Origin of the sequence: Phytobacter sp. RSE-02 (genome assembly GCF_040578655.1) — a bacterium.
Lineage (GTDB): Bacteria > Pseudomonadota > Gammaproteobacteria > Enterobacterales > Enterobacteriaceae > Phytobacter > Phytobacter diazotrophicus.
The window spans coordinates 206,049-228,608 of record NZ_JBEULY010000002.1 but is presented as its reverse complement, the minus strand read 5'-3'; the positions used below and the strand labels follow the sequence as shown (position 1 = coordinate 228,608).

General features: G+C 54.5%; 23 protein-coding genes. 15 read left to right on the top strand and 8 right to left on the bottom strand.

What is annotated here, in order from left to right; all coding sequences use genetic code 11:
- Positions 1-54: 54 nt before the first annotated feature.
- Entirely contained in the window at positions 55-1,104 is a 1,050-nt protein-coding gene (locus ABU190_RS04735; RefSeq protein WP_354690559.1) for a mannuronate-specific alginate lyase, read from the bottom strand.
- Between the two features lie 84 nt (positions 1,105-1,188).
- Entirely contained in the window at positions 1,189-2,733 is a 1,545-nt protein-coding gene (locus ABU190_RS04730; protein ID WP_354690558.1) for a PAS domain-containing methyl-accepting chemotaxis protein, read from the bottom strand.
- A gap of 605 nt (positions 2,734-3,338) precedes the next feature.
- Here ABU190_RS04730 and ABU190_RS04725 point away from each other — a divergent pair.
- On the top strand, positions 3,339-4,556 hold the full coding sequence (locus ABU190_RS04725; protein ID WP_039079043.1) for a diguanylate phosphodiesterase: 1,218 nt from the start codon (positions 3,339-3,341) through the stop codon (positions 4,554-4,556).
- Between the two features lie 281 nt (positions 4,557-4,837).
- A complete protein-coding gene (locus ABU190_RS04720; protein ID WP_354690557.1) occupies positions 4,838-6,397 on the top strand; it encodes a sensor domain-containing diguanylate cyclase in 1,560 nt (519 codons plus the stop codon).
- A 3-nt stretch (positions 6,398-6,400) separates the two neighbouring features.
- Here the strand turns inward: ABU190_RS04720 and ABU190_RS04715 are convergent, their stop codons facing one another.
- Positions 6,401-6,826 carry a GNAT family N-acetyltransferase gene (locus ABU190_RS04715; RefSeq protein ID WP_354690556.1) on the bottom strand — a complete coding sequence of 142 codons (426 nt, stop codon included), beginning with the start codon at positions 6,824-6,826 and terminating at the stop codon, positions 6,401-6,403.
- Positions 6,827-6,909: 83 nt separating this feature from the next.
- Positions 6,910-8,169, bottom strand: a complete 1,260-nt coding sequence (locus tag ABU190_RS04710; protein ID WP_354690555.1) for a lipase family protein — start codon at positions 8,167-8,169, stop codon at positions 6,910-6,912.
- A 203-nt stretch (positions 8,170-8,372) separates the two neighbouring features.
- Between ABU190_RS04710 and ABU190_RS04705 the strand changes: the two genes are divergently transcribed.
- On the top strand, positions 8,373-9,059 hold the full coding sequence (locus tag ABU190_RS04705) for a GNAT family protein (RefSeq protein WP_354690809.1): 687 nt from the start codon (positions 8,373-8,375) through the stop codon (positions 9,057-9,059).
- 51 nt (positions 9,060-9,110) lie between these two features.
- Here ABU190_RS04705 and ABU190_RS04700 read toward each other — a convergent pair whose 3' ends face one another.
- Positions 9,111-10,526 (bottom strand): MFS transporter, encoded by a 1,416-nt coding sequence (locus tag ABU190_RS04700; RefSeq protein ID WP_354690554.1) that lies wholly within the window; start codon positions 10,524-10,526, stop codon positions 9,111-9,113.
- A gap of 120 nt (positions 10,527-10,646) precedes the next feature.
- On the opposite strand from ABU190_RS04700, the gene ABU190_RS04695 reads away from it, so the two are divergent.
- Together ABU190_RS04695 and ABU190_RS04690 are read left to right on the top strand one after the other, a co-directional pair.
- Positions 10,647-11,561 (top strand): LysR family transcriptional regulator, encoded by a 915-nt coding sequence (locus ABU190_RS04695; RefSeq protein WP_354690808.1) that lies wholly within the window; start codon positions 10,647-10,649, stop codon positions 11,559-11,561.
- 64 nt (positions 11,562-11,625) lie between these two features.
- Entirely contained in the window at positions 11,626-12,066 is a 441-nt protein-coding gene (locus ABU190_RS04690; protein WP_354690553.1) for a GNAT family N-acetyltransferase, read from the top strand.
- Here ABU190_RS04690 and ABU190_RS04685 read toward each other — a convergent pair whose 3' ends face one another.
- Complete coding sequence (locus ABU190_RS04685) at positions 12,067-12,390, bottom strand: AzlD domain-containing protein (RefSeq protein ID WP_354690552.1); 324 nt, start codon at positions 12,388-12,390, stop codon at positions 12,067-12,069.
- Between the two features lies 1 nt (position 12,391).
- Positions 12,392-13,132: an AzlC family ABC transporter permease gene (locus tag ABU190_RS04680; protein WP_296416396.1), complete on the bottom strand. Its 741-nt coding sequence runs from the start codon at positions 13,130-13,132 to the stop codon at positions 12,392-12,394.
- A gap of 117 nt (positions 13,133-13,249) precedes the next feature.
- On the opposite strand from ABU190_RS04680, the gene ABU190_RS04675 reads away from it, so the two are divergent.
- Positions 13,250-14,086, top strand: a complete 837-nt coding sequence (locus ABU190_RS04675) for an AraC family transcriptional regulator (RefSeq protein ID WP_039079034.1) — start codon at positions 13,250-13,252, stop codon at positions 14,084-14,086.
- A gap of 27 nt (positions 14,087-14,113) precedes the next feature.
- Positions 14,114-14,821, top strand: a complete 708-nt coding sequence (locus ABU190_RS04670) for an alpha/beta hydrolase (RefSeq protein ID WP_354690551.1) — start codon at positions 14,114-14,116, stop codon at positions 14,819-14,821.
- Positions 14,822-14,825: 4 nt separating this feature from the next.
- On the opposite strand, the gene ABU190_RS04665 is transcribed toward ABU190_RS04670, so the two are convergent.
- Entirely contained in the window at positions 14,826-15,719 is an 894-nt protein-coding gene (locus ABU190_RS04665; RefSeq protein ID WP_354690550.1) for a DMT family transporter, read from the bottom strand.
- 118 nt (positions 15,720-15,837) lie between these two features.
- On the opposite strand from ABU190_RS04665, the gene gcvA reads away from it, so the two are divergent.
- The 8 genes from gcvA (at position 15,838) to ABU190_RS04625 (ending at position 22,516) form a co-directional block, all read left to right on the top strand.
- The gene (gene gcvA, locus ABU190_RS04660) at positions 15,838-16,737 is read left to right on the top strand and encodes a transcriptional regulator GcvA (protein ID WP_354690549.1); all 900 of its coding nucleotides are present in this window, start codon (positions 15,838-15,840) and stop codon (positions 16,735-16,737) included.
- A 63-nt stretch (positions 16,738-16,800) separates the two neighbouring features.
- A complete protein-coding gene (locus ABU190_RS04655; RefSeq protein WP_354690548.1) occupies positions 16,801-17,331 on the top strand; it encodes a GrpB family protein in 531 nt (176 codons plus the stop codon).
- Positions 17,332-17,588: 257 nt separating this feature from the next.
- A complete protein-coding gene (locus tag ABU190_RS04650; RefSeq protein ID WP_354690547.1) occupies positions 17,589-18,443 on the top strand; it encodes a transporter substrate-binding domain-containing protein in 855 nt (284 codons plus the stop codon).
- A gap of 10 nt (positions 18,444-18,453) precedes the next feature.
- The gene (locus ABU190_RS04645) at positions 18,454-19,113 is read left to right on the top strand and encodes an amino acid ABC transporter permease (protein ID WP_107222702.1); all 660 of its coding nucleotides are present in this window, start codon (positions 18,454-18,456) and stop codon (positions 19,111-19,113) included.
- A complete protein-coding gene (locus ABU190_RS04640) occupies positions 19,110-19,751 on the top strand; it encodes an amino acid ABC transporter permease (RefSeq protein WP_354690546.1) in 642 nt (213 codons plus the stop codon). The genes ABU190_RS04645 and ABU190_RS04640 overlap by 4 nt, the downstream gene beginning before the upstream one ends.
- On the top strand, positions 19,729-20,568 hold the full coding sequence (locus ABU190_RS04635) for an amino acid ABC transporter ATP-binding protein (protein WP_354690545.1): 840 nt from the start codon (positions 19,729-19,731) through the stop codon (positions 20,566-20,568). Before ABU190_RS04640 ends, ABU190_RS04635 begins: the two co-directional genes overlap by 23 nt.
- Positions 20,565-21,818, top strand: coding sequence for a M20 family metallo-hydrolase (locus ABU190_RS04630; protein WP_354690544.1), 1,254 nt, complete (start codon positions 20,565-20,567; stop codon positions 21,816-21,818). The genes ABU190_RS04635 and ABU190_RS04630 overlap by 4 nt, the downstream gene beginning before the upstream one ends.
- Positions 21,815-22,516 (top strand): urea carboxylase-associated family protein, encoded by a 702-nt coding sequence (locus ABU190_RS04625; RefSeq protein ID WP_039079026.1) that lies wholly within the window; start codon positions 21,815-21,817, stop codon positions 22,514-22,516. The genes ABU190_RS04630 and ABU190_RS04625 overlap by 4 nt, the downstream gene beginning before the upstream one ends.
- Positions 22,517-22,560 lie beyond the last annotated feature (44 nt).

The following is a 22,560-nucleotide window of genomic DNA, read 5'->3' as shown; positions in this document are numbered from 1 at the left end:
ATCAGCCAGCGAGTGCAATGACCGATGCCCGCTTTCGGAACAGTCCGGCTGCGGTTAATGGGCGGCAAAAAGCCAGCTCAGATCGCCGCCCAGCCGTGTGCTGTGCAGCGGGCGCAGGGCGGCAATTCGCTGCTTTGTCCGGGCATCGCAGGTTTGCAGCGCACACCAGCCCTCAAGCCAGGCAATGCTGGAGGCCTGCTGAGTGAAAGCGCTGTCCTGGGTGATACCGGTCTTACGGGTGAACACATCCGGATTGTCGAACCCGGACAAAATGCGCCGGGCGAGTCGCTGCAACGCGTTATCATTTTCCGCCGTCACCTCAACACCATTACTGCGCGCGAACAGGGCAATCATCACCAGCGGCTGAATGGCATAGTTGTGATAGGAAAAGGCGCGCTGCTTGCGGCGCAGTTCATTGGGTAAGAAACCCTCGCTATCCACCTGGTTTGCGGCGGTGCGGTACATCGCCAGCGACTGGTCAAAGAGATCGCGTCGGTCGGTGACAACCGCCGTTGCCATAATCGCCCAGGCCGCCCAGTAGCTGTGGTTGTTAACACGTTTTAATGGCAGGTCACGCCAGTCCGCCACGGTCAAATCGGCCAAATGACTGAGCCAGTGTTCAACGTCGGCTGCTATTTCCTGCTGTCGGTCTAACGGATGCGCCGGGGAGAATTTCAACTGCAGCCAGGACGATGAGAGCGTTGCCAGAGCCCATTTTCGCATCGATTTCCCGGTGTGGTTTTTGGCAACAGCGGTTAATGCGCCGGCACGCGCCCAGGTCTCCAGACCATTGACCACGCAATCTGCCCGCGCCGGGTTGCCATCGCGGGCGAATCCCGTCACGACCTGGCTGACCGCTTTTTCAAGCTCAGTGATCGCCTTTGTCTGCTCATGGAATGCCTGGTCGGCTTGTGGATTCAGCGTGGCGCGAGCGCTATCTGACCCCTCATATTTACTGGTGAAATCTAATGCCCCGGTAAAGGGGGCCGGAAAGGAAGGGCAGGTAAAACGGGAAGCAGCATGGTGTTGCGGTGGTTGCTGGTAACCTGCCGGGGGTTGCAGACTGGCCCCGGCAGATGTCGCCGTGACGGCGGCAATAACCAAACACAACCTTCTGACCAAAGCGAACATGGGTAACCTTGCGCGTCAGCATAGTGAGAGACTGACTATAGCATGGTCATGAAAAAATTAGCCTTCGCTACTCCCGAACACATGCACGGCGCGATGCAGACGTGCTGCGCGCTCAGAGAGATTTTCTGCCGCACTGGTCACATTTTCCACCATGCTGGTGTTGTTGTGTGTCATCACCCCGACGCGGGAAACGGATTTATTGATCAACTCCAGGGCCTGCGTCTGTTCATGTGTTGCGGTGCCAATCTCTTTGATCATCGTCGACATCGTCATGACGTTATCAATCATCGCCGTCAGGTGGGTTTCGGTGTTTTCCACCATCTCAACGCCGTTTTTCACATTCGCCACGTTCTGTTCGATAAGTGCCTGAATCTCGCGCGCTGCCGAGGCTGAGTGCTGCGCCAGGTTGCGAACTTCCGCCGCAACAACCGCAAAACCACGCCCTGATTCGCCTGCTCGCGCCGCTTCTACCGCGGCGTTCAGCGCCAGAATATTCGTCTGGAAGGCGATGCTGTCAATCACGCCGATGATATCGACGATTTTGCTGTTATCCTGGGAAACGGCCTGCATCATCGAGATTGTTTTCTTCATGATGGCGCCGCTGTTTGTCGCACTGACGCTGGTTTCATCAGCGCGGGTCATCGCCTCAGCGGCGGTTTCAGCGGTCTGCCTTACCGCGCTGGCAATCTCCTCAACGGCGGCGGCAGTCTGGTGCAGGTCCGCAGAGGTTTCTTCTGTGCGTTTTTGCAGGGACTCGCCTTCTTCGGTAATGCGCAGGCTAATGTCACGAATGCCATTGATCTGCGCGGAGACATCACCGACCAGTGAATTGAGGTTAAGACCTGACTGATTGACCAGGCGCATCAATAAACCGATTTCATCCACGCGATTAAAATGGCGATAATCGGCTTTACGCCCGGAGACCACTTTTTGCATCTGGGAGAGGATAACTTTCAACGGACGACAAATTTGCGCCTGTAAATAAACAGACAACAGAGCCATTATTCCGATTGTCGTACCGACTTTTTCTACCAGATTAAAGGGGGAAAATTGCATCGCCACGAATAATGCGGCGGCGATAAAAAGGCCAAAGTTAGCCCTCCGCGTTACACTCATGCGCTGGAAAATGGATAAAAAAGAGAGCAGGCCACGTCGTACCACCAGGCCTTTATAAAAACGATGTCCGCCTAATTTATTATCATTGACTAACTGGTAAAGTTTTTCACTGGCGGCAATTTCCTCGCGATCTGGAATATTACGCACTGAAATATAACCAGTAAGTTGCCCTTGTTGATAAACAGGGGTGACGTTTGCACGAACCCAATAATGGTCGCCATTCTGACGGCGGTTTTTCACCATGCCGGTCCAGCTATCGCCTTGCTGAATGGTAAACCACAGATCGCCAAACGCGGCGGGGGGCATATCCGGGTGACGAATAAGATTGTGAGGTTCACCGACAAGCTGGTCCTCAGTAAATCCGCTGGCGTCTATAAATGCTGTGTTTGCATAAGTTATATGGCTATGCGTATTCGTTGTCGAAAGCAGTGTCGTACCTTCGTTAAGCAAATACTCTCTCTGTGTAACAGGAGTGTTACGCTTCATAAATAACCCCACAATAAACTGCGTACAATAAACAGGATTTTTTCTGTCGGTGAAGGTGTTTTTTTTATTAACCCGACAGAGAGTTTTTTTGTTATTACCTGCACATTTTCCACGAACAGCCATACAACTGAAAGTAGCTGCGATAAATATTTTTTAAGCCATGCTTACGGTAATTTATTTAAATATTGTTATGATTTTGCAAAAGAAAAATGTCATGATGTTTTTCACCAGGATGAAAAACAAGACTTAATGCAAATTAAAGGCGGGAAATACAGGAAAGCATAGAAAATAAGCGATCAAAAATAGAAACATTAACATAGCAGACTAATATATTCGCAAAACTGTAATATTTTTGTCATTATCAGATCAAAATCTTCTGGTGGATATATAGTACATACTAAAGTGTAGCTAAAAGTCTGCTGGTGAGCGGTTAAAATGTTTATCTGTAGGTTAGGCAGTTTCTCAAGGTGGGTGGGCTAGTCCACGATAACAGGCACAGAAAAGGCTTTAATCAGTGAACGGAATTTGAGCTTCCTTGTTACACTATTACCATTGCGTCTATTCATGCAGTTTTTGTGTGGATATTTTTTTGAGGGAAGTACTCAGTGTTAGCGACTTTGATCTATCGTAGCCGGCTTAATTATGCGTTGGATCCTTCGCAACTGGCTGGGCTTGTACAGCAGGCAAGCCTACGGAATACGGCACTGCAGGTGACGGGTGTGTTGCTGTTTGATGGCAGACAGTTTTTACAGGTACTGGAAGGCCCCATCTCTGCAGTCAACGCGGTTTTTGAACGTATCAACAAAGATGTTCGTCATGCACACGTCGTAGAGCTGATGCGTGATTTTGCGCCACATCGCCGCTTCCTTGACCAGGGGCTGGTACTGTTTGACCTGAGAAATACCAGACCGAGCGCAGTACTGCGCATGGTGATTAAATTTGGCAGATTAAAATACCACCTTGCGCGCAATGATCGCGTCTATAAATTTATTCGCAATTTTGTCGCGTCACCGCTTCCGTCAAAACACGTTTTAAATTACCCCGCTGAACGCTGGCGATTGAATACCACACTTCCGCCGTTTGAGCTGGCGAACGTTCCCATACTACATAATCAACCCTGTCAGTTTGCGTTTCAGCCCATTGTTGACCCCGCGCGCGGCAATATATCCTCACTCGAAGCGTTAATCCGTGGGCCGGATGGTGGAAGCCCGCAGGACTATTTTTCAACCATTCCCGAACATAAATTACACGAGGCGGACCTGGCGTCAAAAGGCTGGGCACTGGCGATGGCGCGCCGTCTGGGGATTGGAAATCACAAGGTGGCCATCAACTTGTTGCCGATGTCACTGGTAAAGATACCCGGCGCCGTGAACATTTTGTTGGATCACATTAAACGCAATCAACTCGATCCTGAGCAGGTCATCGTTGAAGTGACAGAGGATGAGATGATTTCCAGCTATGACGAATTTACCTCAGCTATTCGTCAGTTACGTGCGGCGGGAATTGGTCTGGCGATCGACGATTTTGGTTCCGGGTTTGCGGGGTTGTCTCTGCTTGCCAAGTTTCAGCCGGACAAACTCAAGATTGACCGCAGCATCGTCACCGATATCCATATGCACGGCCCGAAGCAGGCTATCGTCAAAGCGATTATCGATTGCTGTGCTGAGATGCAAATTACCGTAGTGGCCGAAGGCGTCGAGAAAGTGGAAGAGTGGTGCTGGCTGGAAGCCGCCGGGATTGAGCGTTTTCAGGGTTTCCTGTTTGCCCGCCCGATACTCAACGGTGTCTCATCTATTAACTGGCCGCAGCGCATAAAACGTTAAGCGGGGGGCGACATAAAGAGACGGGAGAATACGATCAGGTCATTCTCGTTTTTATGTCGCCAGTGTCATCTTAATGGCTGAATAGCCAACGCGAAGCAGCGCCGGATATATCCTTTTAATAACGTCATCTAACAGGTTTTATTCAATTATAAGAAGACACTTCACTCGCTGATGATAGCGCGAGACATCTCAGTTCATCCTTAGCGCAACATGATTTTGCTTATAAATCATCGTATTTTCATGCTTAACTTAAAGAACGGGATGTGAAGCACGGGGAAAAAATGAACATCAATAAACATATTTCAGGCGCACTGGCTCTGGATTCCTCCCTTGGACGTAGCATCACTTTTTTCATGACCGCATTATTACTGGCGGGGGTGATGACCAGTAGCTGGACGCTGACCCGCTCCTGGAATCGTGCCGTCGAGGATATGGAACGTAATGCTATAAACTTATCCGTTTCCCAGGCGCGTCAGGCAGAAGATACCGTTTTACAAACAGAGCTGGCGCTGCGTGATATTCGCCGTACCATACCGGCAGACAGTATTTCGACATTGAATGCCGGTCGCTTTGATGTGCTGTTAGCTGAGCTGAAAGAGCGCTTGCCGCAACTGCATGGACTGTTCATCTATGATGCGCAGGGAAACATGAAAGCCACGGCGCTTGGCCGCCTCCCGATGGTCACCAACAGCAGCGACCGCGAATATTTTAACTATCATCAGCGTAACGGGCATAACAACATTCATATCGGGCGGGTAATTACGAGCCGTTCAACAGGCGATCTGGTGATTCCCGTATCCATGCGCATCAGCGATTCCGCAGGCGGTTTTGCCGGCGTAGTGCTCGCCACCATCCGGGTAGATTACTTCCGTCACTTTTATAGCTATTTCGAACTCGAAAACCGGGATCTGCTGGCCTTAATGATCACTGACGGTACGGCGTTGTATGTCCGTCCTTTCCCGGATGATGTCATTAACCGCAACCTTTCGGCGAGCCCGCTCTTTACACGAGAACTGGCGAAAAAAGATCGCGGTAATGCGACCTGGGTTTCGGCGCTGGATCACGTCGAGCGCATCTATGGCTTTGCGCGCCTTGAACGTTATCCGTTGGTCGTGGCCGCCGGTTATGACAAACCGGCACTCTGGTCACGCTGGCTGAAGGACAGTTTGCCGGACCTGGTGCTCAACGCCATGTTACTGCTCGGCACCTTACTCATGGGAATTATCGTTTTTCGCCAGGTGCGAATGAATGTGCGTAATCAGACCGAACTGGCGGAACTGCGTGATGAGCTGACCAGCATTAATCACACATTGCAACTGATGGCGCTGGCCGACGGTTTAACCGGACTTGCCAACCGCCGTCAGTTCGATCTGTTTTTGAGCCAAAGCCTGAAAGCCTCTTCATTGAGTAAAAAACCGGTATCACTGGTGATGCTCGATATCGACTTTTTTAAACGCTATAACGACTTCTATGGCCATGTGGCGGGCGATAACTGCCTGCGTGCGGTGGGCGAAGTCATCCAGAAGCTCAAACTGCGTAATTCCGATTTGATCGCCCGGTACGGGGGCGAAGAATTTGCGATCATTCTGCCGGATACCGGGCCGGAAGCCGCGCTGTTTGTTGCTCGTCAGGCGGTGACAGCCGTGCGCAGCGCAAGAATTCCGCACGTCGAATCGGGGGCGACAAACAAAGTCGTCACCATCAGTGCGGGCTGTTTTTCCCTGATCGGCAGCGGTAATGAAGATGACGCGAATCGCCTGAAAGAAGGAGCAGATAAGGCGCTGTACATGGCAAAAATTCAGGGCAGGGACCGGGCGCTTGCCAACCCGGAGGCCCTCTAAAGATTACAGGCTGACCAGCGCTTTAGTGAGGTAATGGCGCTGGATGCCTTTTTCCGGAAAGTCATTCAGTGTCATCTGCAGTACATAACCCTGCTTTTGGTAAAACGCTAATGCCTGAAAGCTGAAGGTATCCACCAGTGATTGCTGGCAACCCTGTTTTACCGCTTCTTTCTCTGCGGCCTTTATCAGTTCTGTACCCAGCCCGCTACCGCGCAGGGCTTCGCTAACCCATAAGTAGCTGATACACAGCCATTCGCTTTTACACGAGCCAATCAATCCACCGGTCATTTTACCGTTTACATCACGACAAAAGACACCAACAGGTCCCCATTCACGATTGCGGAGAAAGGGACGATTAAACTCCCGTAAACCATCCAGCAACTCGTTTTGTTCTTGCTCAGTGACTTCCGTCGTTACGCGTAAAAACATAAGACATCCTTTTTAGGGTGTTACCAGTTGGCTCCGTATTGTAGAGCGGAGCCATTCTTTCAGAAACGGCGGCGCTTAAAAAATCAGTTGTTATACAAGATATCCTTTAGTGCGGGCTGAGCCTTGCCCGGTACGACCAACGCCCCACAACTGTCTGGTCGCGGTTTACCCGCCAGCACCGCCTGAACAAAGGTGAGCTCGTCTGCAAACGCGGTATTCACAATGCCGTTATGGGTGATGCCCTGATAAGTTTTCCATTCGAGTGGGTTACCTGCCGCGCACAGTGCCGCCACGGCGGCATACTGGTGATAAGGCGACAGCGTGCGATCCGCCAGACCGGTCGCCAGAAACAGCGGCGCGGGAAAGCGCGCTGATGGCATATCCGTGACGGGTTTTAACACAGAGGTGATACGCTCGCTGCCGCCAATAAACGCATTGTTGGCATTCAGATGCAGGCGGCGTTGAACATGCCCGAGTTCAGGCATGCAGGAAACCCTGGCCCATGCCAGCAGCTTTGCCCCGTTGTCTGTCACCAGCGATTCAGGCGCGGGCGCATCATCCGCCAGCGAACCTCCGATCAGGCGTAACATTTCCAGCCGGGGTGGTGTGCCATGAATTCGCCCGTCACCCGCCGCAACGGGGCCGTCAGGGAATGTCGCCACCAGACCGCTGGCAATGGTCGCCAGCAGTTTGAGTTCCGGTGCGTAGCCCGGGGCAATATAGCTTGCACCCAGCGAGGCCCCCGAGCCTTGTGATTGCCCGGTTATCACAAGACGATTAGCAAGCTGTTGCGGGTGGGCCTGCAACGCCGCACGGACGCTATCAAGCACTGAACGTCCTTCGGCTTGCCAAATCAGATAAGGATGCGGTCCCGGCCCGCCAAGCCCCTGATAATCCGTTGCGACGACGGCAAACCCCTGTTGCAACCATTTATTGATGTAGCTCGCGTCGCGCGGTGCATGTCCTGTCCAGGAGGGGGCGCAGGTGTCAGCGACACCCAATGTGCCGTGTGCCCAGGCAACCAGCGGCCAGCCGCCTGACGGCGGTTTGCCTTGCGGAAAATAGAGCGTCCCGCTCACGGGGACAATACCGGCATCCCAGCGCACATCGCGGGAGGTGTAGAGGATGCGCCGCGATTGTGCCGCAGCGATCTCCGGCTGGTGTTTCATGGGCTCTTCACGCAGCATAACGCCGGGTTTATCGGGGAGCGCACTATTCCAGCGGTAAAACGGGGATAAATCCTGGTCGCCGACCTGCGGCCCGACGGGTAAAGCGGCAAGGCTAACCACTGGCACCAGCATGCTTAACACAAGCGCAAGTCGCAAAAGGGGGTAATATCTCACGTGATGTTCTCCAGACCCGGCATCAGAAGGGCGACATAATCATCGAGCAATATTGCGCCATTATTAACAGTATGCCGTAATCGTTAATGCACGCCGCGATAAAAAGATGAAAGATAAGGTAAAAATCTGTCGCTTAATCAAGGATGTCACTGATGACGAACACCACGCAAATCAACCAGTATGGTTAGCAGGTCGGTTTTGCGCTGCCAGACTGGCAACCCGTTGCCAAACCTGCACGCGTCGCGCTTCCCGGCCAGTACTGCCAGTTAGCGCCCCTCGACTCAAACCATTGCGATGCGCTTTTCCAGGCTTTTTCGCTGGCAGAAGATGATCGGGACTGGACATGGCTGGGAGCAAATAAACCACAGACGCGCGAAGAGATGGCCGCCTGGATCGCTCACAAAATCGCGGATGACAGCCTGGTGCCGTATGCCGTCATCAACTGTACCGATAATCGTGCCTGTGGCGTGGTGTGCTGGAGTGCGATTGATACCGTTAACGGGGCCATTGAAATCGGCCATGTGACCTGGTCTGCGCTGATGCAACGCAACGTGATGGGTACAGAAGCGCTCTATTTATTGCTGAGTCAGGCCTTCGCGCTGGGTTATCGCCGGGTGGCATGGCGCTGCGACTCAACGAATATCGTTTCACGACGCGCCGCTGAGCGCATCGGGTTCACGTTTGAAGGCCGTTTTCGCCAGGTGATGACCCGCAAGCAGCGCAATCGCGATACCGACTGGCTATCCATTATCGACAGTGAATGGCCTCCGCTGCGTGCAGCGCTCGAAGCCTGGCTTAAGCGGGAAAATTTCGATAGCAAAGGGAAGCAAAAGCGTGCGCTTGAGAGTTTTATCCAGAGACCTGAGCAGTGTAATAACGCAACAGACTGAGCATCAAAAATGCCGTTCAGCCTCTTCTGCGAACGGCATTTCAGGTCTGACTTACATTGCGGGCCGGGTTTTTAAACGACTGACGCTCACCACGATCGCCAGTAGCGTCGCGCCCGCCGCCAGCCACAACCCCAGACGGACCGCGAACGCCTCCTGGGGCAGCGTGCCTGACGGCGCGTAAACTGACAAAATCACGCCAATAAAAGCCGCCCCCATACACTGACCAAACGTGCGCATGATAGCGAGAATACCCGACGCATAGCTGCTGTGTTCCCGGGAGGCGCTGGCCAGCATCTCCCGGTTATTGGGGCTTTGAAAACACCCAAACCCTATCCCACATACCAGACCACGCAGGCTGATATCCCACACCGGCGCGTTTTCCGGCAACAGCGCTAACAACAGGAGCCCGACGCCAAAGAGGCATAATCCGGCAGTGGAAATAACGGCCGGAGCATAGCGATCGGCCAGCCGTCCGGCGTGGGGAGCAACCAGCACAATCCCGACAGGCCAGGCGGTAAAAAGCAGCGCAGAAGTAAACGCGCTGTAGCCATAAACGCTCTGAAACAGAAACGACAGCGCAACGAAGGTCATCCCCTGGCTGACGAACGACGCGAGCGAGGTTAAGGCGGCCAGAGAGAAGCGGGCAGAGGCAAAAAGCGTAAGTGGCAGTAAAGGTTCTGCCGCCCGGCGCTGACGGTAAACAAAAGCGATACCCGAGACAACGGCAACAAGCCCGTAGAGTGCCGGGGTTAATAGCGAGCCCCCGGTTTCACCGGGCCGCGAGAAGGCGTTTGAGGCCATGATCACGGCGCCCAGCATGATGGCTGAAAAGAGGGCGCCGGCAACATCAAAGCGCCCGCGAATGATACCGCGATGGACAGGCACCACGCGCAGCGTCAGTAACAGGGCGATGACACCAAAAGGGAGATTTATCGCGAACAACCATTGCCAGCCGAGGGAGGAAAGTAAGGCACCGCCGATCACCGGGGCGATGGCCGTATTGGCGGCGATGAGCAGGGCGTGGATCCCCAGGATCCGCCCCAGTAAACGGCCAGGGAAAATGGAGCGCAAAATAGCAGGCGCAATACTCAATGTCGCGGCACCGCCAATGCCCTGCAACAGTCGCATCGCCACCAGCATCTCCAGTGAGGTCGACAGCGCACAGCCCACAGACGCCAGCGTAAAAAGGCTTATCCCGGCGGCAAAGAGGGCACGAAAGCCCGTCCGGGGAGCCAGTGCGGCGAAAATGGCCAGCGTCATGGCGGCGGATAACAGATAGCCATTGGCAACCCACACCGCATCGCCGGAGGAAACCTCAAGCACACGGGCAATTTGTGGCAGGGCGATATTGACCATCGAGCCGTCAAAAACAGCCATCGTGGTGCTGGTCATTACCGCCACCATCGCCAGACGGCGTTCGTGTCCCGGCAGTCCTTCATCACCCGGCTGGTCAGAGAACAAATGCATAAAAAACCTCTGCGAAATAGATGCGAGAGGTCACTATAATGACTGGATATACAGGGCGGAAGACGCAGCATTTGCACTTATAACCTGCACCAAACGCCTTATCTCAATACAGGACATATGATGACCGAACCCGATCTGAACCTTCTGTTTGCACTGGACGTTCTGCTTGCTGAAAAAAGTGTTGCGGGTGCGGCACGCCATCTGGGGCTGAGTGCCTCGGCGATGAGCCGCACGCTCGGTCGCCTGCGGGAGACCACCGGCGATCCCTTACTGGTGCGGGCAGGGCGCAACATGGTGTTAACGCCCTATGCCGAAGGGATCCGCGCGCGTACGCAAAACGCGGTTTTCGAAACCCGCGCGTTACTGCGCCCGGCACAGACCGAGCTGAACATCAGCACCCATGAACAGCTTTTTACCCTGCGTGCCAACGACGGCTTTGTGGAGGTGTTCGGCCCGGCACTGGTTGCCGAAGCCGCGGCCATAGCACCGGGTATCACCCTGCGTTTTGCCGCAAAGCCGGAGAAAACGCCGCACCCTTTACGTGAAGGGCTGGTGGATCTTGAGATAGGCGTGCTTGGTGAGATGGGGCCGGAGATCCGCGTCCAGGCGCTGTTTCGCGACAGGTTCGTCGGCGTGGTGCGAAAAGGGCATCCGCTGACCCAGCTTAAAGAAGTGACAACGTCACATTATAGTGAATGGAAGCATGTCGTGGCCTCGCGCCGGGGAACACTTTCCGGCCCGGTAGATGATGCACTGGCAGAGGTCGGCCTTACGCGCAAAGTGGCAGCCCTCGTTCCCGGTTTTCCCGCTGCGCTGGCTGTGGCCCGGGCGACGGATTTGGTGGCGCTGGTTCCGGCTTCGTTTCTCATTAATCGGTCGGCGGTCGCCGATCTGTCGGTATTCGAACTGCCGGTGAAAACACGCGGGATCACCGTATCGTTACTGTGGCACCCCCGAACAGAAGGCGACCCGGCGCACCGTTGGTTACGGACGTTTGTACGTGACGTATGCCAACGCCTGCTACCGGAAAACTGAACTGTCTTGCAGGGAAAAACAGGCGTACTATCGCTCCTCGCGTGATATTTCAAAAGGATAAAAAATGGACGTGGAAGTACGCGAGGCCAGACCTGACGATTATGCTGTGTGGTCAGTGCTGTGGCAGGGCTATCTTGATTTTGCGGGCAGCACGCTAAGTGATGCCGTTACGCGCGCCACCTGGGCGCGCATTCATTCCCCCGAATCCACACTATTATGCCGTGTCGCCGTTATGGATGGTCAACTGGTGGGTTTTGCCCTGTGCGTCATGCATGAAGGTACCTGGGTCACGAAGCCCATCTGTTATCTGGAAGACCTTTATGTGGATGCACAACTGCGCGGTCGCGGTGCGGGGCGAGCGCTGATTGAGGCAATTCGTCAGGAGGGTGAAAAAAGCGGCTGGGCAAAACTCTACTGGGTGACCCGGACGAACAACCCAGCCCGAAAACTGTATGATCAGGTTGCGGAACTGGGCGATGTCGTCCGTTACAGCATCAGTCTGTGACTACAGGCCGAAAAAATAGCGCAGGCCTGAATAAGCTACCATCCCGGCAATAACGGTGGCAAAAAGCCCACGCGTGATAATCCCGGTAAGGGCGGCGATGGCAGCCGCCAGTAACGATATGCTTATTCCGTTGCTGGTCAGGGCCGGTTTTTCGATAAGTTCCGCCGCAATAATGGCAGCCATAATGGCGGCGGGAATAAAACCCAGCCACTGCTGAACGACCGGAGCCAGACGAAAGCGGGAAAGCAGTAAAATCGGCACCGTGCGCATCAGCGCCGTCACCAGGGCCGCGATCGTAATCGTCAGTAAAATATTTCGCTCCATCTTATTTCGCTCCTTTCTGCGTCGCGCGCAACAATACCGTAGCCAGTGTTGCCGACAGAGAAGCGGCGACAATCACAATGACACTTAACTCCATATGACCGGCGGCAAAGAGCGTAACGAGTACCGCTATTGCCACGCTGAACGTTTCGAGTTTTTTCTGCCGACTGGCGAACCAAATCATCAGCACCAGACCGATAAACATCGATACCAGACTGAAACTTAATCCTTCCATTAATGCAGGTGGCAGCGCAGAGGCCAGGCATCCGCCCACCACACAAGCGAGGATCCAGTTCAGCCACGCGGCCAGATTAAGCCCAAACATCCAGGCAAAGGGCACCGTTCCCTGATGGCCGCCGCGCTGAACCGCCACGCCGAAGGTTTCATCGGTCAACAGTAAGCCACTCACGATTTTCTGCAGCGTTGTCTGCTCGCGGAAGAACACGCTCATTGCCGAGCTCATCAGCAGGTAGCGTAGATTCACCAGGAACACGCTCAGCACCACCGAAGCCATTTCTGCCCCCGCAGCCCAGAGCGAGTAAAACAAAAACTGGGCCGAGCCGGTATAAAGTGCGGTCGCCAGAAACGCCGTTTGCCAGACGGTAAACCCGGACAACGTGCCGATAGCACCGGCGGCGAAACCGATACTCCAGTAGCCGGGGATGGTTGGCAGGCAAGCGGCAACACCGCCACGAAACAGGGCTGTAGGGTCATCCTTGCGCATGGCGTCACTCTTCATCAACATCACTTTTCCCTTTCTTTCTTGTCTGAATGTGCAATCTTAAGGATCCTGAAAAATCGCGATAGTAAAATCCTGCGCATTTATAAAAAATGGCGGTAGAGAGGGCGGGAGAACGAAGACGTGACGCAAAACAGACGGGATGACATCAAGTTGTGGCGTGATAATGAACTGCACGGAGGAATGGAGATCCTGCGGGCCTCATGTTATGAGCACAGTTATCCGCCGCATTTCCATGACGAGTTTGTGATTGCAGCGTTTGCCCGTGGCGCCCAGCGCACCCGAATATGCCGACAAAAAGGGATCGCGGCGGCGGGAACGGTAATGGTGATTATGCCAGGCGAAGTGCACACTGGCGAGGCGGTGCAGCGCGATGAAGGCTGGGATTATTGCGCGTTCTATCCGTCGCAAAGCCTGATCAATGATGTCGCAGAAACCGTGCTGAAAGGGCGAGGAGACGTCAATTTTGGTACCGAGGGCATGCGACACGACCCGCGGATTGCCCGACGAATGCTACATGCCGCCCAGGTGCTCAATGCCAGTGATGACCCGCTGGAAAAAGCGTGCGTGATGTACCAGATACTCAATATTCTCATTGGCAATTATGGTGAACGGACAGTCAAAGGTGCACGTCAGGATGTGATGCGCGCCGACATCCGCAAAGCCATTGAATTTCTGCATAGCAGTTACGCGCAGACGCTGACCGTGAAAGAGATTGCGACCGTCGCGGGCTTAAGCGAGTTTTATTTTATGCGTACTTTCCAGGCCATGACCGGTCTGTCAGTGCACCAGTATCTGACGCAGATTCGCCTGGTCAGAGCAAAAGGGCTGCTTTCCCGTGGTATCAGCGCGTCGCAGGTCGCCAGCGATGTCGGTTTCTTCGATCAAAGCCATCTGATAAAACACTTCCGCGCACACTTTGGCACCACGCCGGGCTTATTCGCTGCGGCCTCGGCCTGACGTGCTCACCTATCCAGGCATAAACAGATGATAAACAGAGAGTATTTTGACGTTCCCTTTGCCGGGCATACCCTGCGTGCCGACTCCTCTTATGGCAGCAATGGTCACGTATTAATGATCCACGGCGGTTCGAAAGACAGGGAGGTCTTCGCCCATTACCGCCAGCTACTCGATGAAATGGGCTACGGGACCACCGTTTTTGACTGCCTCGGACATGGCGCATCGACAGGTTCGATGAGTGAGTCCTCGCTGGAAAGCCGCACCCGGCAGGCGCTGGCGGTCATCGCGCATCACAATGTGCCGCTCACCGGCTGTCTTGGCTCCAGTATGGGGGCGTATAACGCCATACAACTCAGTGCGCGGCTGGATTTTCGCTCGCTCATTCTTCTCGTGCCCGGTGTCTATACCCCCGTGGCCGCAACGGTAAACTTCGGCCCGGCCTTTTCACAGATAATCCGCCAGGAAAAGAGCTGGCAGGACTCGGATGCCTGGCCGCTGCTTGCCGGTTTCAGAGGGAAGATACTGATTGTCGCCGCAGAGCGCGATGAAGTCATACCACAAGAAATCCCTGCGAAATTGCATAATGCGGCAATGGAGGCGCTCTGGAAAACGCTCTTTGTTGTCCCGAATGCCGGGCATAACAGCGTATGGAAAAATATTACCCAATCGGCGGCGTTGACGGAAAAAACACATGCGTTTTTCCGTACCTGCTTAGCGCCTGTCGATAAAGCCTGAAACTTTACTGCGTGGCGCTTTTGCCTGGGCTGACAATCATCCAGACCGCAAGACAGATGATCAGTGCCCCGATGCCAAAACCTTCACTCAGGGTTTCCCCCAGTACGAGGTAGCCCCACAACACGGCAAAAGGGGGAATTAAAAAAGTGACAGTTAATGAGCGCAGCGGGCCAATATCGGCAATCAGCCGGAAATAGAGAATGTAGGCCACCGCGGTGCAAATGAGTCCAAGTGCGATAACACTTGCCCAGACATTGCCCTGGAGCCAGCCAATGGCAGGGCCGCGACCGACCGACCAGGCAAAGAAGGGCAAGAGAAACAGCGTGGCGCCGAGCTGGCTGCCGAAGGCGACCATTTTCGGATCCAGCCCACCGCGCTGGCTTATCCAGCGGCGCGTCAGAAAACCGGCCAGTCCGTAACAGGCTGTGGCGACAAGGCAGGCGATAACGCCTGTGACTACGCTTGCGGTCACGTCTGTTTTACCTGTCGTCGTGATGATCATAATGCCGACAATGCCTGAAACCACGCCTCCCCATTTACGTAGTGTCAGCGTCTCGCCAAAAAAGAAGCAGCCGATCAACGCACCCATCAAGGGGGTGGTGGCATTGAGGATCGCAGAATAGCCCGCCGGTAAACGCGTTGCCGCCAGGCAATACATCAGAAAAGGCAGGCCAGAATTCATCACCCCGAGCAGCAGTGCCACGCCAAATTTTTGCTCAAAGCGAAAGGGAGATTTCATCATGACCAGAATGGCGGCAAGACCGATAACACCCAACAATACGCGAAGAAAGGCGGTCGTGACGGCGCCGAATTCGGGTGCGGCAATGCGCATAAACAGGAAACTGGCCCCCCAAATGGCGGCCAGCAGGAAGAGTCTTGCGTAATCAGAAGGGCGCATGTGATACCTGTTTGTTTCATCAGAAGGTGGCAGAAAAACTAAAACGTTAGCCAGAGCCATGACAAGCAAGGATTTCTTCTATAATTAAGTTTTCCTAAATCATGGAATTGACGCGACGATGAAATTGCCACCTTTACATGCGCTTATGTGCTTTGAATCTGCGGCAAGACACATGAGTGTTAAGCGGGCCGCCGAGGAATTATGTGTTACCCCCAGCGCCGTGAGCCAACAAGTGTCCAAACTCGAAGAGATGCTGCATTCACGCTTGTTCATCCGTGGCGCGCGGGCGCTGGAATTGACAACAGAAGGGCGCATTTATTTACGCGCTATCCGTCCGGCTTTTGATCAGATATCCGAAGCGACGCAGCGTCTGATGGATGACGAGAAGCAAAACAGCATTACCGTCAGTTGTACCAGTGGCTTTGCTATTCAGTGGCTGCTGCCGCGCCTGCCAGCGTTTGAGAGGCAGAATCCAGGCGTTGAGGTGCAAATCAGTACCACGAATCGTCAAGTGGATTTGTTAACCGAAGGGATTGATTTTGCTATCAGACACGGCTCCGGGCACTATCCGGGCCTGGAGGCGGAGTGCCTGATTAACGATCGTCTTCTTCCGGTATGCAGTCCGCGGCTTATTCCCGATGGACAAACACTTACCTCGCTGCTGGACCTGACCCAATTCACATTGCTGCATGATGAGCATCGCATGGACTGGGCCGTCTGGTTTAAGGCGGCCGGAATTGCGCATGCCATTGAGGAAAAAGGGCCGGTATTTGTTGACTCGAATGGCGTACTGGAAGCGGCGATTGCCGGGAAAGGGATTGCGCTTATTCGAAGTACCCTTATTCGTGATGAATTGAAAAAAGGGCTTTTGATCAACCCGTTGCGCGTCGCCATTGATTCGCTACTGGCCTATTATCTGGTCTATGACGAATCGGCGCTGCTCCAAAAAATGAGTCGTAAATTCCGCGACTGGATTGTCTCTACCGCCAGCGCGGAGAGCAATGAATATTCAGCCTGAAAGACCAGCAACCCAGTCTTCACCATCAGGCAGTAAACCGTCGTATCTCTTAAGGGGAACAAGATGACCGGGCGCCGTATTTCTATCGAGCAAAGTGATGCCACCTGGCCCGAGCGCTATCAGAAAGAAGCGTTACTATTACAACGCGTGTTATCAGATATACCTGTCGCTATCCACCATATTGGCAGTACGGCCGTTCCCGGCCTTGCGGCCAAACCCATCATCGATATACTGCTGGAAGTGACCTCGCTACATCTGCTGGATAAATATAACGACACCCTGCGCCAGGCGGGTTATACGCCGCGAGGTGAGTATGGCATCCCAGGCAGGCGCTATTTTGTAAAAGGCGAGAATCAACGAACTCATCATCTTCATGCCTTTGAGCTGGGCAGCCAGCACACGGTACGACATCTGGCATTTCGTGATTATTTGCGCCAGCACAGCGATATTGCTCAGGAATACGAAAGGGTAAATCGCGAGGCGGCAGAACACAGTGGAAACCTGTCTGAGCGCTACAGCCAGCTCAAAAATGACTTCATACAGCGCCATGAAGCGCTGGCGTTACGGGAAAAATCACATCGTCAGCCAGGCTGATTTCACGTTTTCGATAACGCGCATTGCACTCTTTTTAAGCAGCAAAAGCACCATGCCCGTGCACACCAAATGTGCACATGTCGATCCCTGACAGCCGACAGGGATCGCGCCTGCGTAACACCTCTGTAAGATATCGCTTATTTTTCAAAAACCTATGAAATTTATCGTTGCCACTGACTCAGTTGGCATGTTTCATGCTTCTCTAATATCGTTCAAGTAACTTTACTGATGTTCAAATTACTTTCAGAGAGCACGCCATGACACTGACCCGTTTGACTTTACCTGCCTGTCTGACACTGGTATCCGCCAGCCTTTTTTGCGCCCAGGCGTTTAGCGCCGATCTGCTTGAAAGAATTAAAGAGACCAAAGAGATCTCCGTTGCCACGGAAGCGCGATATGCCCCCTTTGAGTATGTCGATAACGGAAAGATCGTCGGCTACGACGTTGACCTGATGAACCATATTCTTGCGAAATCATTGCCGGGCGTGAAGGTGAAACAACTGGACCTGCCTTTCCAGGGCATCCTGCCAGGGCTGGATGCGAAGAAATTCGATTTCGTGGTCACTGCCGTTACCGTCAATAAACAGCGTATTGAACACTTCGGCTTTACCGCACCGGTAGCGGAATCCACCGTTGCCCTGCTCAAAAGGGCGGGAGACGACGCCATCAAAACCCCGGATGACCTGAGCGGCAAAGTCGTGGGTTCACAGGCCGGTTCCGGTCAGTTGCAGGTGCTGCAATCCTTCGACCAGGCGCTGCGCGCGAGCGGCAAACCGGGCATTAAAGAGATCAAACAGTATGTGGCGTTTGATGAAGCCTATGCTGACCTGGCGTCTCGCCGACTTGATGGCGTTGCCCAGTCGCTCTCAAACCTGGGACCGTTAATCAAAACCCGTCCCGGCGTGTTTGCCACGCTCCCGGAGATGATCGGGCCACAAACCTTTTTTGGTTGGGTAGGGCGTAAAGATGCCGACAGCGCCTCCCTGGTCAAGCTTATCAGCGACGGGATTATCGAAGCCAACCGCGATGGCACAATGAAGGAACTGCAACAGAAATGGTTCGGCTTCACGATGACCGTTCCGGCGACAGAAATGCCTGAACCGGCACTGTGAGCAGTCAACGATGACGGATTTCATAACGCGCTTTATCCACTGGCTTCCCATGCTGGCGCAAGGGGCGCTCACGACAGCGGCGCTGTGCCTGACGGCGATGGTCGCCGGTTTTCTGGTGGGTATTGGGGTATGGCAGATGTCGACAAGCCCGTTACGGATTTACCGTATGACGGCCCATGGATGGGTCAGTCTGTTCCGGGGAACCCCGGTGCTGGTGCAGTTGCTGCTCTGCTTTTATTTGCCGTCGCAGTTGGGCCTCAACATTCCCGGCTTTGTGGCCGCCGCGCTGGCCTTAACGCTGAATACAGCCGCCTGGCAATCGCAAATTCTCAAAAGTGGTTTCGCCAGTATTCACCCCGGCCAACTGGAAGCCGCCGCCATTTGCGGGCTGAGTCCCCGACAGATTTTATGGCGTATTCAGGTGCCGCAGGTTATCCGGACAACGCTGCCGTCGCTGATTTCCGAACTGATTGATGTGATCAAAGCCTCGGCGGTGGTGTCGGTAATTGCGCTGACCGACCTGATGCGTGTGGGGCAGCAACTGGCGTCGTCCACCTACCAGCCGTTGCAGGTCTATCTGGCCGTCGCCCTGGTCTACTTACTGCTGACCAGCCTGCTGGCGCTGTTGGGCCGCCAGGCGGAACGCCACTGGCAGAGGGAACAACGATGACGGAACTCGCACAATACCTGCCTGCCTACGTTCAGGCGCTGGGGGTAACGCTGTGTCTAAGCCTGTGTGCCGCGTTCGGCGGCATGTTGTTGGGGTTTGCCATCAATGGGCTCTGTGGCCGACGCGGCCTGATGTTTCGCCTGTGGCGCGTTTACGTCTGGGCTATCCGTGGCACGCCGTTTCTGGCACAGCTTGCCGTCATTTACTTTGGCCTGCCGTCTGTTGGCATCATGCTGAGCGCGACGGAGGCCACGCTGCTGTCGCTGACGCTGTATAGCGCCGCCTATTTCAGTGAAATTTTTCGCACCGCGTGGAACAGCATCCCGCCGGGGCAGCGCGAGGCGGCACTCGCCAACACTATCTCTACGCGCCGCTGTTTCTGGCATATCCAGATGCCGCAGGCCGTTCGTTTTGCGCTACCGCTGTTGGGTAATCAGTTCATTCTGACCATTAAAGAGAGCGCCATCGCGTCAATCATTACCGTCCCGGAATTGACCATGACGACGAGTCAGATTGTGGCCAATACCTACAGCTATATCCTGCCTTACACCCTGCTGATCATCAGCTACTGGCTGCTGGCCCAGGGTGTCAGCCTGAGCGTAAGAACACTGAGTCATGTACTACGAACCGGAGAATAACGTGAGCAATACCTCTGCGCCGGTGCTCGAAATGCGCCATGTAGGTAAGTCATTCGCAAACCATGTAGTGCTGAATGACATCAATTTACGCGTCGATCACGGTGAGATAGTCACCCTGATTGGCCCGTCCGGTTCCGGGAAAACGACCGCGCTGCGTTGCATGAATTTTCTCGAAGCCTATGACAAAGGCGACGTGCTGATTAAAGGGCAGTTGCTCGGTTATTCCGGGACACAGCGAGGACCCGCCCATGTCGACAGCGCCAGCCTGATTGCCGACGTGCGCAGGCCACTGTCGATGGTGTTCCAGCAATTCAATCTCTGGCCGCATATGACGGTGCTGGAGAATGTCGCCGCACCGCTGGTGCTGGGCAAAAAGATGTCGCGCCAGGCGGCAAAAGCGGCGGCAATGGCCGCGCTGGGACGTGTCGGGATGGCGCAAAAAGCCGATGACTGGCCGGCGAGGTTGTCCGGTGGTCAGCAACAGCGGGTAGGCATTGCCCGCGCACTGGCCCTGAACCCGGAACTCTTGCTGCTTGATGAGCCCACTTCGGCGCTCGACCCGGAACGTGTAGAAGAGGTGCTGGATGTTATCCGAAGCCTTGCCGGACAGGGCATGACCATGGTGATGGTCACCCATGAGATGGCGTTTGCCGCCCATATCTCGTCACGGCTGGTGTTCATGGCCGATGGTCACATTATTGAAAGCGGTACGCCGCGCCAGATGTTCACACAGCCGAAAAGCGAGCGTCTGAAAAGCTTCCTCGCACCGCTGTTTCGCAGGCCGCTACAACCCGAAGAGCTGGAGAAATTACCATGATGGAAACAAGCTTACGGGTCGCCCGCCAGGTTGACGAGGCGTGGCTGAATCAGTTGCTGGCGCAACTGGCGGAATTTGGCAAGTTAGCGAATGGCGGCGTGGATCGCCAGGCGCTGAGCGAGGTGGAACTGGATGCACGGGCGTGGATTATTGATCTCGCCTGCGAACTCGGTTGCGAAGTCTATCGCGACGCCGCCGCCAATTTATTCTTCCGCCGTCCGGGGCGATTAGCCGTTTCGCCCGTCGTTACCGGCAGCCATATCGATACGCAGCCATCCGGTGGCAACTACGACGGTTGCTACGGTGTGATAGCCGGGCTGGTGTGCCTGAAAGCGCTCAATGACGCGCAGGTTATCACCGGGCGTCCGATCGAAGTGGTTATCTGGACCAACGAAGAGGGCAGTCGCTTCGCGCCGGGAGCTATGGGATCCAGCGCCTTCGTCGACCCGGCGAGATTGTCCGATCACCTTGGCGTGATGGGCGTGGATGGCGTGTCGTTTCGCGACGCGCTGGCACAGCATCAGACGCGCTTTGCGTCGATCCCGTCGCGTCCTGACCGCGAAATGGCCTGCTTCGTGGAGTTACATATCGAGCAAGGCCCGGTGCTGGAAAACCGGAATTTGCCGCTGGCTGTTGTTAAAGGCATTCAGGGCGTGCGCTGGTATCAGGTTACCTGCCATGGGGTATCGGCCCATGCCGGGACCACGCCGATGACACTGCGCCAGGATGCGATGACTCTGGCCCGCGAGCAGCTTGTTTACATTGAGCAGGCAATGAGTGATGCAACAGATGACGCGTTGCGTCTGACGTTTGGCCGCTGGCAGGTCACGCCGAATGCCATCAACACCATCCCGTCATGCGTGCGTTTTACCCTCGATTTTCGTCATCCATCGACGGAAAAACTGGCACAGCTCGATGCGCTGATGAGCTCGCTTTCGAGTGAACATGTCACCGTCGAGCCTTTATTGAACAAAGCGCCGGTCACCTTTGACGCCGGTATCAATCACACTCTGCAAGCGGCCGGAAATGCGCTGGATATCGCTCATATGGAGCTGCTGTCTGGTGCGTTTCACGACGCCATGTATCTGGCCGAACACTGTCCGACCAGTATGCTTTTTGTCCCCAGCCATCAAGGCATTAGCCATAACCCGGCTGAATATACCGATCCTCGCTCACTGGCGGCAGGCGCCCGCACGCTGGCCTGCGCGCTGACTGAGCTATCCCAATCATTTGAAGGAGTTAAATCATGACTGCAACTGCACATTACCCAACCTGCTGCGAGAAAGACAATGGCGATGCGCTGGGGACCAACCCGACGGCAACCTCGCCGATTTCAGCCGATGGCGCGCCAGTATTCAATGAGCTTTATACCATTCCACCCCGCTGCGGACGCGCCGTTTTACTGAAAAAAGGGCAGGTGATTAAGATCATCAACACCCCTGGCAGCCAGGTGTGCGATACATGGTTTTTTAACAGCAGCGATCTCAGCGAATTTGCCTCTATGGAGCACACCCGTGCTTTTATCGACAAAATCATCCCGCAGCCGGGTGATGTGCTGGTGACCAACCAACGTCGCGCCATCGCGACGCTGCTGACCGATACCTCACCGGGTGTGCATGACACGCTGATTGCCGCCTGCGATCTCTACCGTTACACCAACATGGGCATTACGGAGTACCACGATAGCTGCGCCGATAATATGCGTATGGCGCTCAATGCGATTGGTCTGCGCGCCCGCGAAGTGCCACAACCGCTCAATTTATGGATGAACACGCCGGTAAATCCTGATTATTCTATTTCCTGGTTGCCCACCGTCAGTAAAGCAGGTGATTATGTAGAGATTCGTGCCGAGCTGGATTGCGTGGTCGTGATGTCCGCCTGTCCACAGGACATCGTGCCGATTAACGGCTGCTCACCGAAAGAAATTCAGTTCGTCGTTGTGGGATGATTTTTCTTGCCAGGCCTGCGCGACGCAGGCCACAGGCAGACTTT